13 protein-coding genes are annotated in these 16,205 nt (G+C 59.6%); 8 read left to right on the forward strand and 5 right to left on the reverse strand.

Annotated elements, in window-relative coordinates; translation table 11 throughout:
* Window positions 1–491 precede the first annotated feature (491 nt).
* Together VB780_RS29340 and hisA are read right to left on the reverse strand one after the other, a co-directional pair.
* Entirely contained in the window at window positions 492–1,301 is an 810-nt protein-coding gene (locus VB780_RS29340; protein WP_323354740.1) for a hypothetical protein, read from the reverse strand.
* Window positions 1,302–1,355: 54 nt separating this feature from the next.
* Window positions 1,356–2,129 (reverse strand): 1-(5-phosphoribosyl)-5-[(5-phosphoribosylamino)methylideneamino]imidazole-4-carboxamide isomerase, encoded by a 774-nt coding sequence (gene hisA / locus VB780_RS29345; RefSeq protein ID WP_323354741.1) that lies wholly within the window; start codon window positions 2,127–2,129, stop codon window positions 1,356–1,358.
* Window positions 2,130–2,256: 127 nt separating this feature from the next.
* Here hisA and fabI point away from each other — a divergent pair, with 127 nt between their 5' ends.
* The 5 genes from fabI (at window position 2,257) to VB780_RS29370 (ending at window position 9,090) form a co-directional block, all read left to right on the forward strand.
* A complete protein-coding gene (fabI, locus tag VB780_RS29350) occupies window positions 2,257–3,033 on the forward strand; it encodes an enoyl-ACP reductase FabI (RefSeq protein WP_323354742.1) in 777 nt (258 codons plus the stop codon).
* Between the two features lie 137 nt (window positions 3,034–3,170).
* On the forward strand, window positions 3,171–3,749 hold the full coding sequence (locus tag VB780_RS29355; RefSeq protein WP_323354743.1) for a Uma2 family endonuclease: 579 nt from the start codon (window positions 3,171–3,173) through the stop codon (window positions 3,747–3,749).
* Between the two features lie 12 nt (window positions 3,750–3,761).
* Complete coding sequence (locus VB780_RS29360; RefSeq protein ID WP_323354744.1) at window positions 3,762–4,934, forward strand: serine hydrolase; 1,173 nt, start codon at window positions 3,762–3,764, stop codon at window positions 4,932–4,934.
* Between the two features lie 232 nt (window positions 4,935–5,166).
* The gene (locus VB780_RS29365) at window positions 5,167–7,746 is read left to right on the forward strand and encodes a type II CAAX prenyl endopeptidase Rce1 family protein (protein ID WP_323354745.1); all 2,580 of its coding nucleotides are present in this window, start codon (window positions 5,167–5,169) and stop codon (window positions 7,744–7,746) included.
* A gap of 216 nt (window positions 7,747–7,962) precedes the next feature.
* Complete coding sequence (locus tag VB780_RS29370) at window positions 7,963–9,090, forward strand: hypothetical protein (protein ID WP_323354746.1); 1,128 nt, start codon at window positions 7,963–7,965, stop codon at window positions 9,088–9,090.
* Between the two features lie 174 nt (window positions 9,091–9,264).
* Here VB780_RS29370 and radC read toward each other — a convergent pair whose 3' ends face one another.
* The gene (gene radC, locus VB780_RS29375; protein ID WP_323354747.1) at window positions 9,265–9,996 is read right to left on the reverse strand and encodes a RadC family protein; all 732 of its coding nucleotides are present in this window, start codon (window positions 9,994–9,996) and stop codon (window positions 9,265–9,267) included.
* A 99-nt stretch (window positions 9,997–10,095) separates the two neighbouring features.
* On the opposite strand from radC, the gene VB780_RS29380 reads away from it, so the two are divergent.
* On the forward strand, window positions 10,096–10,530 hold the full coding sequence (locus tag VB780_RS29380) for a DUF1824 family protein (protein WP_323354748.1): 435 nt from the start codon (window positions 10,096–10,098) through the stop codon (window positions 10,528–10,530).
* Between the two features lie 120 nt (window positions 10,531–10,650).
* On the opposite strand, the gene VB780_RS29385 is transcribed toward VB780_RS29380, so the two are convergent.
* Window positions 10,651–12,672 carry an AMIN domain-containing protein gene (locus VB780_RS29385; RefSeq protein WP_323354749.1) on the reverse strand — a complete coding sequence of 674 codons (2,022 nt, stop codon included), beginning with the start codon at window positions 12,670–12,672 and terminating at the stop codon, window positions 10,651–10,653.
* A gap of 375 nt (window positions 12,673–13,047) precedes the next feature.
* Between VB780_RS29385 and VB780_RS29390 the strand changes: the two genes are divergently transcribed.
* Together VB780_RS29390 and VB780_RS29395 are read left to right on the forward strand one after the other, a co-directional pair.
* Window positions 13,048–13,764 (forward strand): COP23 domain-containing protein, encoded by a 717-nt coding sequence (locus tag VB780_RS29390; RefSeq protein WP_323354750.1) that lies wholly within the window; start codon window positions 13,048–13,050, stop codon window positions 13,762–13,764.
* A 267-nt stretch (window positions 13,765–14,031) separates the two neighbouring features.
* Window positions 14,032–14,922 carry an alpha/beta fold hydrolase gene (locus tag VB780_RS29395; RefSeq protein ID WP_323354751.1) on the forward strand — a complete coding sequence of 297 codons (891 nt, stop codon included), beginning with the start codon at window positions 14,032–14,034 and terminating at the stop codon, window positions 14,920–14,922.
* 2 nt (window positions 14,923–14,924) lie between these two features.
* On the opposite strand, the gene VB780_RS29400 is transcribed toward VB780_RS29395, so the two are convergent.
* Window positions 14,925–16,064, reverse strand: a complete 1,140-nt coding sequence (locus VB780_RS29400; protein WP_323354752.1) for a WG repeat-containing protein — start codon at window positions 16,062–16,064, stop codon at window positions 14,925–14,927.
* Window positions 16,065–16,205: the final 141 nt, after the last annotated feature.

Consider the following 16,205-nt stretch of genomic DNA (forward strand, 5'->3'; position numbering starts at 1 on the left):
GAAACGCCATGCAAACAGTAGCAGTGCCTTCCACATAAATCAAGCTTAAGATAAATCAAGGTCAAGCATTGACTTACGTAAACTTTGAAAGCAATGCCCAACCGACGAAAACCCTGACGTTAAGCACTCCGTATGCCCAACCACTCGATTGGTCGCAACAGTTTTTCTGCGTAGGATTGCAGCTAAAATTTTGCGTCGATGCCTTATCCCAAATCTGAATCACACAACTCCAATTCCCAACAGGCGAAACCGTAAGGGCAAATGCCATTTGCCCAGAGGAACCGGGATTGGCCAAGTAGAATTTAGTATTACCAGAGGACTTTACAGGTTGAAAATGGGATGGAAAGCGCCCTCAGCTTAATGTATGAGGTCTTTATGGTTGGTTCGACGCCCAATCGCTTAGCCGTTTCCAGCCGGTTAAAAAAAAACAGTATTATGAGGGCCATAGCACATCAGAAATTGGCCGCCAGCGCCGGGCAAAACATTCTGAATTAGTTCGGCAGAGATTGGGCCGGTAAGCGCAGGGCTACCGTGTAGGAGGGGCGCTGAGATTTTTCTCGCTGGGTTTTGACGAGACGAAAATCTTGGTCAATATACAGGTGATCGAGCCGAGGTCGAGCTTGGGAAATTTGCTCGTACTGCTTGGTCGTAACGCGATTTTTACCCGGCGCGGTCACGGCGGTTTGTGGCTGAGGCGCAGGATGCTTTTGATAGTTGGCTACGGTTTGATTAAACCAAGTTTGAGCGGCTTCAGCGCTAAAGGAAGGCGAACCAAAGCGCAAAATCTGCCGGATGCAGACATTTTGAATTTCCCAATAGTCTTGCCCTAGTTGCCCTGGGGCGGAGGGGTGATCGGCTTCGGTCAGCGTCTGAATTTCGTAGCTCTGCATGATCATAAAATCGTAGCTGAGCAGCCAGCGAGAAACCCAGCTCAAGATTGGGGTTTTACGGCCCGGTTTGTAGCGGGCTAAATTGGCGTAAAACCCTTTGTCGTCAAAGATCTGGTACGACTCGTGATGCACCCGACCGGGGATGATGTCTTGAAACGGAATGGTAGACCACACAGGCAGCCAAATCCCTTTTAGCAAAGGGATTTGTTGATTGAGATCGGGAGTAGGGTTACGGCATTCTAACTCGTTAAAGAGCGGCAGCAGGGTCTCGTTGGCGAAGCGCACTTTTTGGGCCATGGGCTCGGCCTCCTGCCCGTCTACCTGCTTGAGAAGACTGGACTTTAAAGTGGAGGCGTTGGCCGCCGCCAGGGCAGCGGCTTCAAAGGGAGGGGCCAGTAAACCAGAGTCCATAACCTAGATTAGCCTTATGCAATAAGCTTATGGGCTGCGATCGCCATTTCATCCTTAAGCAAAGGCCGAGTCGCCCAGGGAGGGGGGCACATCCTGCCATCGCCCGTTACCCACCGCGCGCACGGCTTCTTTGAGGCTCACATCCCCCGTGTAGAGGGCGCGGCCTACAATTACGCCGGTTACTCCCTGGCTCTCTAGGGCCAGCAGACTGAGCAGATCGCGCAGGGCACCGACGCCACCGGAGGCGATCACCGGCATCGACACCGCCTCGGCCATCGCTCGCATGGCCGGAATGTTGGGGCCTTGCAGGGTGCCGTCGCGCTGGATATCGGTATAGATCACCGCCGCCGCGCCGCGCTGCTCCATCTGCTGGGCGAGGGCGATCGCCTCTACCTCCGACGTTTCAAGCCAGCCCCGCGTGGCCACCTTGCCGTCGCGCGCATCGATGCCAACGATGACCTGGCCAGGAAATTCGCCAGCCAGATCGTTGACCAGCTCGGGGTTTTCGATCGCAGCGGTGCCTAAGATGGCGTAGCGCACGCCAATGGAAAATAGATCGGTGACGCGGGCGCGATCGCGCAGGCCACCCCCCACTTCGATGGGAATGTCTACGGCTTTGGCGATGGCTGCGATCGCCTGCCAGTTCTCGGGCTTGCCCGACTTAGCCCCATCGAGATCGACCAGGTGCAGCCGCGTTGCCCCCTGGTCTACCCACTGCCGCGCCACCTCCACCGGGTTGTCGTTAAACACCTCAGTTTGGGCATAGTCGCCCTGGTACAGCCGCACACAGCGACCCTCAATCAAATCAATAGCGGGGATGACTTCCATGGGTAGCGGAGACGTAAACGTTCAGCGGAATAGCCTATTCATTCTATCGGGCTATACCCTATTCACCGGCCCCACATTCCCGTAAACTCCTATATGCGAATCACCACCGCCCAACCGTAACGACACCATGCTAGACCTGACCGGTAAAAACGCCCTGGTAACGGGCATTGCCAACAATAAATCGATTGCCTGGGGCATTGCTCAGCAGCTCCACGCCGCCGGAGCCAACTTGGGCGTTACCTACCTGCCCGACGAACGGGGCCGGATGGAAGGCAAGGTCAAAGACCTGGTTGACCCCCTCAACCCCAGTCTGTTTTTGCCCTGCAACGTGCAGGATGAAGCCCAGGTCGAGCAGGTCTTCAGCACCATTCAGGAAAAGTGGGGCAAGCTCGATATTTTGATTCACTGCCTGGCCTTCGCCAACCGCGATGACCTGACGGGTGACTTCAGCAACACGTCTAAAGCAGGCTTTCAGCTGGCCCTCGATGTCAGCGCCTACTCGTTAGTTACCCTGGCGCGTGGTGCCAAGCCGCTAATGACCGACGGCGGTAGCATTGTCACGCTCACCTACCTGGGCGGCGCGCGAGTGGTGCCCAACTACAATGTCATGGGCATCGCCAAGGCGGCGCTAGAAATGAACGTGCGTTACCTAGCCTCTGAGCTTGGCCCCAATAATATTCGCGTCAACGGCATTTCCGCTGGCCCCATTCGCACCCTGGCTTCGTCGGCGGTGGGCGGCATTCTCGATATGATCCACCACGTCGAAGAAATTGCGCCCCTGCGCCGCACCGTCACCCAGACTGAGGTGGGCAATACGGCGGCATTTCTGTGCAGCGATCTCTCGACGGGCATGACTGGGCAAATTCTCTACGTTGATTCTGGCTACTGCATCATGGGCATGTAGGGGGCCGTAGATCCCGGGGCTCTTGAACGACAAGCAGACCTTGGATAGGGCCAAAAAGAGCCCTGGGTCTGGGTCTAGCCATTTGGAACGTCTCGACTGGCTAGAATGGGGCAAAGCACTGATGCTCTGGCGCTCCCATGACTTCAACTTCTGTTTTACTTACTTTTGAGGATTACCTGGCTCAGACTGACGGGCTAGAGGGGCGTTACGAACTGGTTAACGGAGCGCTGGTTTCAATGCCCCCTGAATCGCCAGAAAACCTTGATATTGCCAAAGGGCTGATGTTTGCCCTGGCCCGCTATATCCCAATATCTCTGATTGCCTACAACACTGAAATTGAGGTTTCTGGCGGGCGGGCGACCTGTCGCTTGCCCGATTTGGTCATTCATACCGAAGACTCGAAAGCGGCAATTCAGGGAACTACTCGCGCGACCGTTACCCGTGATATGCCTCCCCCGGCACTGGTGGTAGAGGTTGTTTCGCCGGGTGAACAGAATCGCATCCGCGACTACCGTTATAAACACACTGAATACGCGGCTCGATGCATTGCCGAATATTGGATTGTGGATCCTCAGCAGCAGCAGATTACTGTGTGTCAGTGGGTTGAGGGTCAGTATGAAAATGCAGTATTTACTGGAGCACAGCCCGTTGTCTCCTACGTTGTCCCAACCTTCGACTTGACGGCCCAGCAAGTGCTTACCCTACGGCAGGGATAACTCAGCGGCACGATGACGAGAGCATTCCTTCGACCTCAGCTGTGGACGGTGGTGGGTTTGGTGGCGGTGGGGGGGCTGCTGCGGGTTGCGGTCGATTGGCGACTGCTGGGGCGATCGCTCACCTACCCCAAGACCCCTATTACCTCAGCGAACTGGTATCAGCCCCGGCAGCTCGTCCCCGGCGTTGGCTCTCAATCCCCACTGCTGGCGAAGGCCGAGACGACCGAGATTCTTCCTGAAGCGCTGCAAACGGCGCTGGAATTTGCTGAAGAGCAGAACTCGGTGGCGCTGCTGGTGATGCACCGCGATCGCCTCGTACTAGAGCAATACTGGCAAGGCCACACAGCGAACGACCCCGTTAACTCCATGTCGATGGTGAAAACCCTGCTGGCGCTGCTGATCGGCGTGGCGATCGACGAGAAACACATCGGCTCCATTCAAGACCCTGTCGGCACCTACATTTCAGAATGGGCCGACGACCCCAGGGGCGACATTACCCTGGCCGACCTGCTCTACATGCAGTCGGGTCTGCGCAACGACAACCGGATTGACACCCTGCGCTCCGACCTGGTGCAGCTCTACGGCGGCTCGAATACTCAAAAACTCGTTCTGAATATTCCTTTAGAACGCGCTCCTGGTGGGGCTTTTGACTACAGCAACTTCAACTCTCAACTGCTTAGCCTGGTGCTAGAGCGGGCCACGGGAGAATCCTTTGGGGATTATCTGAGTAGCCGCCTTTGGCAGCCCCTAGGGGCGAGAGATGGCTTTCTCTGGCTCGATCGCCCCAAAGGGAGTGCTAAACCTTTCTGCTGTTTCTTTGCCACGGCCCAAGATTGGGTGCGGCTGGGGCAAATGCTGCTGCACGGGGGCAAAGTAGGCGATCGCCAAATCATTCCCAAAAGCTGGCTGGAGCAAATGCTTAAAGAATCACCCCTAGAGCCCACCTTTGGCCTGCACATTTGGCTGAAGGCCCGCACCGCTGACTACCCCCAGGTGAACTTCGCTTCGTCAGCCCCCTTTGCTGCCAGCGACACGTTTTATCTCGATGGTCGTCACCACCAGCGGGTCTACGTGATTCCGTCGGAGGAGCTGGTGATTGTGCGCTTGGGGGAAGAGCCCCCCGCCTGGGACGATGCGGTGATCGTGAATGCGATTTTGGAGGGGCTGCGATCGCCTCGGCCATAATCCAGCAGGCCCAGCAAGACCACTTGTAGCTAATAGCAGACGGTTTTGCCTAAGGAAACAGGGACTCAGCATGCCAATTCCCTGCAATAACCTAAGTATTGCTACTCATGGAGCCGAAGCTTTGGTTTTCCTTAAGGCTAACTTTCCGGAGGGGCGAATGTGGTTTACTAGCGTTCTCCTGTTGCGATGGTGAAGGTTACCGATGCTACCGCTTCCTGATCAGGACTTGCCCTTGTCTCCCCGCACCCGACGCCTGGTGCAGAGGATTGTCGTCATTGTTGCCGTGGCCTGTTTTTTGGGGTTGCTCGCGACGAAAGCTGGAGGCGCAGCGTCGCCACCGCCCTCACTGTCTCCCGAATTTCTGGTATCTCAAGCTCCAGATAGCGAGGCCGCCGCCGACGCCGTCGTGACCAACTACGATCGCGCCCTCACCCTACCGGCCAACCGCGTCGAGACCTTTCCCCCAAAGCCGCTGCCTACCGCTCCCTCTCTGCGCCCCAACGGGCTGTGGAACGGTAGGCTGATTCTCCCTGGCGAGGCCGAGTACGCCGCCGACCCCGGCGACTGGGTGTGGATGGAGCTGTGGCACAGTTCCCCCGACTTTCCTGAGCTGGAGGGCCAAAGGGTAAAGCTTACCTGGAAGCCCAGTGCCCTGGCTCAAACCTACGTGGATACCGTCACTCGCAATGTGGCGTTTAATGCCCAGGCCGAGCGGTTTTTGGCCAACGGTAACCTGGTGCCTACCCGGCTAAACGGTCGTAGGGCGGTCGGCCCGCTGCAATCTCTGGCGGGGGCGCGACCCAACGACGACGTTGCCGTGCGCCTGGTGGAGGTAGAGGTGGTTAGCGAGGGCGATCGCCCCATTCTGCAGGTCGGGCTAGAACCCATTCAAATTACCGGGAGAGAGTACGGCCTGGTAAAGCTTCTGGGGCCTGACGAGACGGTCAGCGCCCCTCTCCCTACCGTTTGCCCTGGCGAACAGCCCTGCCCAAGCGAGTATTTTCGCGTTCAGTTTTATAACGCCGCGTCGGGCAACTTTAGTGGCCCGATGGGTACTGTGCGTATCCCGCAGCAGCCGGTTATGGCGGGCGATCGCTTCATGTCTAACCTGCGCAACCTGGCAGAGTCGCCCGCGGGCATCGACGGGTGGTACATTTACGGCTCCCGTGCGGAGGATGGCCTGTTTACGGTGCAGGCCCTTAAACCCCGATCGCTGTTTCAGGTGCAGCCCGACGAGGTGGTTCTGGGGCTAACCCCAGGCCGCCGCTACCTCGACCGCGACAACTGGCGCGATACCCCCCAGCGCCAAGGCACCCTCCAGCGAGTGCTCGCCAGCCCTACGGCGGGCAGCGCCGAGACGGCCTTGGCCCAGTGGCAAGAGGGCGGCTATGCCCTGATGATCCATCTCTTTGGCGGCATCGGCGGCGAGAAGGCAGAATTTATCCCGGTGGGCACCGTTACCGGCCATTTTTCCTACGGGCTAGGGCGAGTGGTGCGCGAGCCCATCACCAACGAGCTGCAATTCGATATTCAGTACCAGCAGATCTACGCCCACAACCCCAACGGCATTGTCTCCGGTACCCACGACTGGGCCGATTACATGGGTGACATGCAGCGGGGCTGGCTCGGCATTCGCCCCGTGTCGGATGTGGTGGTCAAGCTCGACGCCTTCATCGCGCCGTTTCAGTTCGGCGATACCCGTATTTCGCTGTTTCGCGAGCTGCTGATGCAGCTTCAGGTGATTGCTGCCCGCTACCGCACTGGCGACGGCACCGGGGTCGCCCCAGTTACCCCGGCGGTCTCCTGTGTGCAGGATTCAAACCAGGCGTTGTTTATCGCGATTCAGCAAATTCGCCGCCAGATTGAGAGCCAGCCTGAGATTGCGGCTTGGGTGCAGCAAAACCCCGACAGCCCGGAGGTTGAGCGAGCCAGACGCTTTGTGGCCCTGGGGGAAGATCTAGAAGCCATGCTGGTGCCCTACGGCGTGGTGCGCCGCGACTGGCAAACCAATGCCGAAGCGCTGGCTGGGGTGGCCCCCGCGGGCGATTTTGCCAGCAGCCGCAGACTGGTGAGCGGCATTCTCAGCTGGCACAGCATGATGCCCCGCTGGGCCCACGACCAGGTAGCCCGCATTTTTTTGGAGCACGGCGCTCAGCTGTGGTTTTTGCGTACCAACATGGTGGGCGGCTTTGACCCGGCGGTGCAGCCGGTTGCCCCTACGGCTCTGTTTGGAGGAGTTCCCGTTTTAGGGCGAATGGCCCAGCGGCTGGCCGATGCCGTTGCCACCGGGCTGAGCTGGCCGATGGGGTTGCTGGGGCTGGTTATGCTGGCGCTCTACGGCCTGGTGGCGCTGCCGTTTGGCTTGAGAAACCGATTTTTAGTGCGGCAGAAGCCTGGGCTGAGTCCGGTGGGCTTTGCTCTAGACGCCGTGCGCCGCTTCGTTGCCCCTGCCCTGCTCGAAGAAACGATCTTTCGAGTGCTGCTGCTGCCCCACCCGGTGGAGGGGGTACCCGGCGATCGCTGGCTGCTGTGGGGCATTGTCAGCTTTGGGGCGTTTATTCTGTACCATGTCGTGCTCGATAAAACGCTGTACAGAGTGGCCGGGGCGGGCCTCTCTGACCCTCGCTTTTTGGTGCTGGCGGGCTGGTTGGGGCTGGTGCTGATCGCCGCGTACTGGATTACGGGCTCCCTCTGGCTAGTGGTGCTGATGCACTGGGCGGTGGTGCTGGTGTGGATTTACGGCTTTGGTGGCTGGGCGCGGCTGCAGGGGGCGGGGCGATCTGCTAGAGGGGCGATCGCCGGTTTCCGGTGACGGGTCTTTAGTGGTTAAGTCCAGCGGAGTCAGCGATCCCCAGTTTGATAGGGCTGCGGGCGGCTACCCGGCGATCGCCCAAAATTTTCCTAGGCACGCTTAACTTCCTGTGGCACAATACCCAGCGGAGCATTGCAGACCAAGGGGTGGCTCAGCGCCGCCCGCGACAGATGGCTGTCGCTGATGTTTATCTAAAGGAAAGCAAGGGTGTTCCCTATGTCTTCTACTGATTTGTCGCCCAACCAAGATTTTTTCAACGAAGAAGAAGCCGTCGTTGAATTTATCCCCAACGAATCCTTCTTCAGCAGTACCAGCGTGCTGACCCTGCTGGCCGCCTTTGACCCCGGCTTTGCTGACCTGGTAGCTGATTTTGCCAGCGCTCTGCCCGATGCCACCGGCCAAATTTCTGTGGAGGATGGCCGGTTTGATGCCAACCTGCTGCTGGCCGACGGCACAGCTCTGACAGGCATCTTTGATGCTCCCACGACCCTGGGAGGCTTTGCCGATCTGGCCGCCGTCTCGGATGGCACCGTCACCCTCAACGGGGGAATTTTAGAGGCGGCGATCGCAACCGACGGTCAAACAGCCACCTTGCCAGCGTTTGACCTGTCTGCCGCCGCTGGCACCCTAGTGCTAGACGCCATCAATGCCATTGATGCCACTGTGCCTTTTGCCAACGGCGCGTTTACCCTAGACCTAGCCACGGCCCTCGGCCCCATTAGCGGCACCGTGGATGTGGCTGGGGGCGACCTCAACCTCGATCTGGCAACGCCCTTTGGCCAGCTAGTAGCCGACATCGACTTTCAAGATGACGCGGTATTCCCCTTCTCGACGTCGCTGCCGCTGGTGGGCGACATCAACGGTGCCGTGGACTTTAACAGCGGCAACATCGTGGCACCCCTGGGTGCCTTTGGCGATCTGGCGGTACCCCTCTCGGCGGTGACTGGGTCGTTGAATTTAGCTGACGGGCTGGCTAGTCTCGATGCTTCAGTACCCATCGGCTCTGGTTTGAGCTTACCGATAGCAACTGAGCTAGCCATTGGGCCTTTGGCCAGCGAATACGTGGCTGGGTTCGTGCAAGACCTGGATGGTGCGGGCACCCTCACCGACGGCGTGCTCGATGCTGCGATCGAAAGCCCGCTAGGGCTGTTTGAGACCACCTTTGACGTGGTGGCCTTTACCAACCAGGGGGCCGATTTCTTTGCCGGTATTGATGGCGTGATTGATGTCAGTGGTGGCATTGCTACGGCTTCGTTGACCACGCCCCTTGGCTCTATCAACGATAGCTTTGACCTAGCAACCGTAGCCCCAGCGCTGGAAGGTTCCGCTGCTGGGACAATCTAGGCGATCGCAAATCCTCTCAGACAGTAGTCAAGGAGGGTGCCTGATCCGTTCGGGAACGGGTTTTACCGTTGCACCCTCCTTTTTTGGGTTTTTGAGAATGGCCCAACTTATCCCTCCCTCGGGTAACCATGACGGCGTTGCGCGCCTGTATTGCCCTGAACACCTAACTGAACCCTAAGCCCCCTGGGGTGTTTCTTGCCAGAGCTGGGTGGTTTGCCGCAGGCTGCGGAAGTCGCCGTTGCCAATGATTAAATGATCGAGCACCGGCACGGCGAGAATCTGCGCCCCTTGCAATAACTGCCGAGTTAATGAGAGATCATCTGGACTCGGTTCGAGATTTCCTGAAGGATGATTGTGCGCCACGATGCAGCGCACCGCACCGTGGCGAATCACGGTTTTGAAAATTTCTCTGGGGTGGGCAAGGGTTTCGGTGGCGGTGCCGATGGTGATGACCTTGGTGCCCATCAAGCGATGGCGCACGTCGAGCAGCACCACCGCGAAGCGCTCCTGGGCTTGCCACATCAATTCGTGGCTGAGGGCGGCGGCGGCAATGGCGGGGTCATCCACCACGGTTTTTTCGGGCGGAATCGCTTGCAGCACCCGTTTCCCAAGCTCAATGGCGGCTAATATGGTGGTGGCTTTAGCCGGGCCAACACCTGAAATTTGCTCCAGATCGTGGGCCGACACATCCCTTAGCGAGGTGAGCGGGTCGCGCTGGTTTTGCCCCATTTCTTGCAGAATGAGCTGGCCTAGCCCCACCGCTGACAGCTTGCCTGGCCCCTGGCCAGTGCCCAGCAAAATGGCCAGCAACTCGGCGGTCGAAAGGCTTTTAGCCCCGTAAGATAGCAGCCGTTCTCGCGGGCGATCGCTCGACGGCATGTCCAACACGCGGACATGGTAGGTCATGGTGGCACCTCTGGTAGCTGGGCCAGAGGCCCACTGCTAGTAAGCCCAAACCGCTTTGAGATGTATTCACCCACAAACTCAGACGATAGAAAACCGACTATGATCCCCTCGCCTTCTTTCCCCGCCGCCGCTGAGATCGCCGCCATTCGCCAGCGGCTGAGTCAGTTTAGCTGCCTGACCACGCCACCCACCCTCAGCGATGCTGAAACCGCCCAGGTGCGGGTTGACCTGAGCTGCTTTAACGACTGGTCTGACTACCAGACCCTGGGGATTTGCGCTAGCACCCTGGCCGACGGTCAGCAAGCCCTAGAGTCGTTTTTAGCTGCCCTGGGGATTTCCATCAGCCTTGACTTGCCTGCCCGTGAGGGTGCGGTCTTTCTGAAATTCAACACCCTCAAAGGTGCCTGGTATTTAGACGACTACAGCGGCCCGTCGCGGGGGGTGCTGATTACCTTCCACACCTCTGACCCTGAGGTGGCTGAGGTGTCAGGCACCTACGGCCCGTTTCCGTTTGACCTATTCTCAGCGCGCTAGGGATGAATGCGATCGCGATCGGCCTGCATTGGATATTCTCCAGTTAAAAGGCTCAGGATTGCTAAAATCCCCAGCAATCCTAAGCCTTTTTGATTACCTGTCTGCTTGGTCAGGGCGGAGCTACCAGCCGCCAGCGCCCCACTCGCGGCTGGTCTCTGGAGCAGCGGCAATGGGAATCGCGCGGGGAATATCTTGAATCACCTGCACTTGAATCACCTGGTTTGGCTCAATGACAACGTACTGGGGTGAGGTGCCCACTACGGTTGTGGCTCCGACCAGCGCGCCGCCGATTAGCCCAATGCCGCTAAAGCCGGTCAACACTAGCAGCGCTAGGGCACCCAACCCCGCCCCAGCGGCTAGGCGTGGGCTGCTGACCTCGGTGTTACCGACCATGTACTCGGTGGTGCTGGCAAAATCGACCTGCTGCCCGGTGGGGGCGATCAGCATTTTGCTCACCCAGCGCTGGCCCTGGGGGGTGGGTTCAAATTGACCAATCAGCTGACTGCCCGCCGGGGCGACAATGCCGTTGGTGATGGGGTCGCGAATGTCATGGGCCAGCAGCAGCACCTGGTTTTGGCTGGAATTGGTGTTGAGGTCAAGAGGCTCGTCGCCGACGTAGCGTAGCTCTAGCACCGTGCCCGCCGCCACCAGCGTGTCGGGGGAAAGGGGGCGATCGCTAGGAGCCGGGTTAATTGCGCTGGGCAGAGCGGACTGGTCGGTGTTGCCGGGCAGCGGGCTGCCAAATAGAATGGGCTCTCCGGCTGCGGCTAACATTACTGGGTCAGCAGGGGGCACGACGTTGCCCTGGCTCGTGGTGGTCGGGGCGGTGGGTACGGTCAGAAGATTGGGGTCGGTGCCAGCTAACTCAACGGGTACCGTCGCAATTGCGGGTGGCTCTTGGCTAATGGCGTTGGGCTGAGTGGCGATCGCCCCAGCGGGCTGATTTTCGACCATTGCCGTCTCGGTGGGTAGCTCTGGTAAAGCTGGTGGGTCGGCGGCAATGACCGGGGCCGGGCTGCTAGCTTCGACAGGCGGGGCGGCGGGTGGATCAGCCGCGATCGCCCCAGGCTCTACCGCTGGTTGCCCAGGGGTGGGCAACTCCGGTGGGGTGACTGCAATGGGCACGCCGCTGGTCTCGGTATCGATCGTGGGTGTGGTAGGCGATCCAGAGGGACTGACGGGCTGGGTTGTCACTGCTTCGGGGCCGGGGGTGGGGGGTGCAGCGACCGGTGGCTGGGTTGCTCTGGCAACAGTGCCGTCGGCTAGCGGCGGTGGCTCAAAGGTCAGCACCGGGCCGCTACTGGCAGGAGGCTGGACGGCAGGCAGTGGGGCGATCGCCCCAGGCTGTGGTGCCGCCGCCCCATCGCTAGGCGGTTCGGCGGCGGCCGAGCTTGGTGCCTGGGGCGCACTAGCGACAGGGCCGATCACAGCGTCGAGTTCAGCCAGGCTGGGCACCGATATCTGCTCTCCGGGCTGGCCGAGGTTGAAGGGATCTACGGGTAAGGTTTCAGGCAGATTGGTCAGGCTGGCAATATCGCTGGGCAGCATCAGGTTGGCAGCCGAGGTACTCAATCGCCCGGTACCCGCCTCCGGAAAGCCCAGCCGAGGATCATTTCCTGGAATCACCGGCAATTCCACAATCATGGAGCCGTTGCCGGGTGCCGGGGGGCTGCTGGGTACAGATGCTGTGGCGCTGCTCGGGCCAGCGGCTAAGGCGGTGAGCACCCAGCGGGTTTGGTCACCAGCCGCAATGGAGATCAGGCTAACTCCCTCTGCTGCCAGTGTGGTATTGGCGGCTAGCTCTAGCACCACCACAGTGGCATCATTCGCCTGGCTAAGGCTCACCTGGCTTACGGCCCCACCGTAGGTCTGCTGGGTTGCGACCGTCCCTAGCTGGGTTTGGGGCAAGGTCACCACAATTTGGGAGGCGTCTGCTGCAACGGCGTATTGCGGAGTAATACCGCTGGGCAGGGTAAAGGTCAACTGCTGGGTGGCCGGGTCAAACTGCCAGGCAGCCAGGGTTTCGGCCTGGGCGGCAGGGCTAATCATCAGTAGGGTAGACACCATCAGACCAGCGCCTGCCCAGCCACCCAGACGGTAGCCGGTGCGCGATGCAGCAGAATGGTGGATTGGGTGTTCCATGGGTTAAGTCTCCCTCTGGGGCGGTGTGAGTGTGGAGTGAGCGTGAGTTTTTCAGCAAACGCTAGATGCAGCGTTAAGACTGGGTTGACCTAGCCTAAATACAGCGTGAGCCCAAAGCCTAACTAAGGATACGCACAATCTTGAGAATTGCAAGGGGGCGACGGGGATTTTGGAGAGATTGGCGGGGATATGAGGATAGGGACGGTGAGGTGGGTGGGCTGGGGAACTTGGGAAGGGGCGATCGCGTCGCGAACTTATAGGAAACCGCTTCTTTAGGGTTAAGCAACCTTGCCGGCTGGTCTGTATTTCACCCGCTGGGGAACCCTGAGCAAATATGTACTCACACGCTAAATCGACTTCTGGAGGCAGCACACCATGGTTCGTTCTTCGACTGGCTCGTTCGCTAAAGTATGCATGGGTGGGCTAGCCACCGCCCTACTGGTTGGGCCGTTTGGTGCCGTAGGCCAGGCCCAAACCCCAGACACCCCTGAAGGAACTCCCGAAACTACGCCGACCGAGCCCGCTGAGGCCGACACCACCCCTCGCTTCACCTGCCAGATGCAGAACGGGCAATACACCGTGATGTATTCCCCCACTAGCCAGCCGGGTCAGGCCTACCCCTGGGCGGTGCCCCAAGACCTGGGCAGCGCCTGGCCCGCCGAGCGTCGCTGTGCCACCATTAGCGCCCGCCTAGAGGAGTACCGACCCGACGGCCTGCTGGCGCTGGAGACTGCGGTAGAAAATGGCTACAACACCGTGTGCGTGACCACAGAATCAACCCCTGGCTGCCGCATCGTATTCACCGTGCCCCCGGGGCAAGATGCGACAGCAACTCGCGATCTGGTGTTTGATAACCTGGCGATCGCCGACCGAGGCGACCAAACCCAGGGGGTGACCACCTTCGCAGGCGGCAACAGCGACGTGCTGGGACAAATTGGCAATATTCTGGGTCTGCCTGGTTCCACCAGCAGTTCGCGCAGCAGCGGCATTAACCTCAAGCCCTTTCTCGACCCCACCGACGGGGGGACTGGGGCGCGTCTGAGTGGCGGCAGCCCCGCCGGTCGCCCCCTTGATCCCGATGCGTTTCGCTAGGCAGGGCTACTCCGAGTCCGGTTCGATGACTCATTAGCCCAACCAAGTCCAACCGCACAGGCCGTAGGGAGATATAGATTGCCCTCAACTCTTCAATAACAGCGCTGGCTCAGTCATCTGAGCCAGCGCTGTTGCTGTCTATTGTCAGAACCAGCACTATGCCGTCAAAGAATCCCCAGCAGGATTCGGGATGACACCATTGCCCTGAGGCCAGTGGGCAATTGGCAAGGCTTCGTGGTAATCAGAAGGCAGTAACGGCGTGGTTCTATGTTTATCCCTCCCGGTTTTATTCAGCGATCGGTAGCCCTGAGTTTGGGCACCGTGGCCTACATCGAAGCCGATCCCAACTTTTGGCCTGCCCCTCCAGCCTCGTCTGTACCGCTGCTGTTTATCCACGGTTTTGGCGGCGGGTCGTCGAGCTATGAATGGTCTAAGGTGTACCCGGCCTTTGCCGCAGAGCACCCGGTGCTGGCCCCCGATCTAATCGGCTGGGGCGACTCCGACCATCCCGATCGCCCCTTGACCACCGCCGACTACTTAACCCTGCTGGGCGAGCTGCTCGAAACGCTCTGCCCCGTCCCACCTGTAGTAGTTTCATCATCCCTCAGTGGAGCGATGATGGTGCGGGTCGCCATCGACTACCCCGATCGCCTGCAAGGGCTATTTCTGGTGGCCCCGGCGGGGCTGGCCGACTTTGGCCAAGACCCCAGCAGCTCGCTGATCAACCAAATTGTGAAGCTGCCCCTGGTCGATCAGCTGCTCTATCGAGGGGCGATCGCCACCACCGAAGGTATCAAGCTATTTTTGGCCCAGCGCCAGTTTGCCGACGCCAGCAAAATTTCTGACGAGATAGTGGCAGCCTACCTCAAGTCGGCCCAGCAGCCCAATGCCGATATCGCTGCCCTGGCCTTTGTGCGAGGCGACCTGAGCTTTGATTTGGCCACCTACCTACCTCAGCTCACCACCCCCACCGCGCTGCTTTGGGGCGAAGCTGCCCAGCTAACCGATGTGGCCCTGGGACGCCGCCTCGCCGCCCTCAGCCCCGCCGCCATCCGTCGCTTTGAAGTGCTGCCGGGAGTAGGCCTGACCCCCCAGCTAGAGCGGCCTGGGCTTAATGTTGGGCTGATTCAGCAATTTTTGGCCGATTTGGCCCAGTAGGGCTACTCTAGGCCTTTAAACCCGACCCCGGTGAGGGCGTTGCCCTCGGTGTCGATAAAGCCCCAGCGGTTGTCGATCTGCACCCGCGCTTGCCCCTGGGAAAATCGCCCGGCATTGCTGTACTGGGGCTCGACGACCCAGGCTCCCTTTGAGTCAATATAGCCGTAGAGCCCGTCTTTCTGTACGGCTGCCAGGCCTTCGGAAAAGTCGGCGGCGTAGGCGAAGCTGGGGGCAATGGCGATCTGGCCAGTGCGGTCGATATAGCCCCACTGACTCTCGATCAGCACCGCTGCCAGCCCCTCAGAAAAGTCTGAGGCAAAGGGTAGGGTGGCCTCGACCACCATGGTTCCAGTGGAATCGATAAACCCAAACTGGCGACCCTGTCGCACCCGAGCCAGCCCGTCAGAAAAGCTAAAGGCCCCGTCGTAGCTCGGGGCAATGGCCATGGCACCGCTGGGGTCAATATAGCCGTAGAGCTGGTCTAGCCGGGCCACCGCCAGCGATTCAGAAAAGCTCCAGGCATCCTTCAACTCTAGGGGAATAGCGGTGCGGCCTTCAGTATCCACATAGCCATAGGTCTCGCCCAACTTTACCAGGGCGCGATCGCCCACAAACCGTTCCGCCAGGTCAAACTGGGGCTCAATCACCCACTCGCCCTGGAGGTTGATGTAGCCGTACTTGGTGCCCCCCTGCACCGCTGCCAGCCCCCCAGAAAACGACTTGGCCTGGCGAAACTGCACGGGGATGGCCCACTGGCCCTGGCGGTCGAGGTAGCCGAAGTAGGCCCCGGCCTGGGCGACTGCTAGACCCTCGGCGTAGTCGGCGGCCGTAGTAATGTTGTCGTCGCTCACCCTGACAGCCAGATTGCCTTCGCGATCGATGTAGCCCAAGCTCATTTTGAGGCGCACCAGGGCCACCCCTTCGGCAAAGTCTGAGACAGTATCGAACAGCAGGGGACTAGTCATCGCGCTGGCCAGGGCAATGGGTTGAGGGTTTATGAACTCTAGCATTGTGGTGGTCTGCGGCGGCGTGCCGCCAAACTCCGCCGGCGGCGGTTCGCAGGCCACTAGGGTCGGCAGCACCAGCGCTACGCCTCCCCAGCCCCACGCTCCCCACTGTCGGTTTTGGTGCGATCGCGCCATCATCTCCCCCTGGCCTCAGCCCTGCGCTCTGGCAATAGCAGCGTCCCTAACCCCTCTCTCTGTAACCATGACGAATATTTTTCCAGCTGTGGGAAAAAATATAAAAAAGATTAGGCTATAGGTCGTGGGGAACCCACCAAA

Origin of the sequence: Leptolyngbya sp. CCNP1308 (assembly GCF_034932455.1) — a bacterium.
Classification (GTDB): Bacteria; Cyanobacteriota; Cyanobacteriia; order Phormidesmidales; family Phormidesmidaceae; genus Nodosilinea.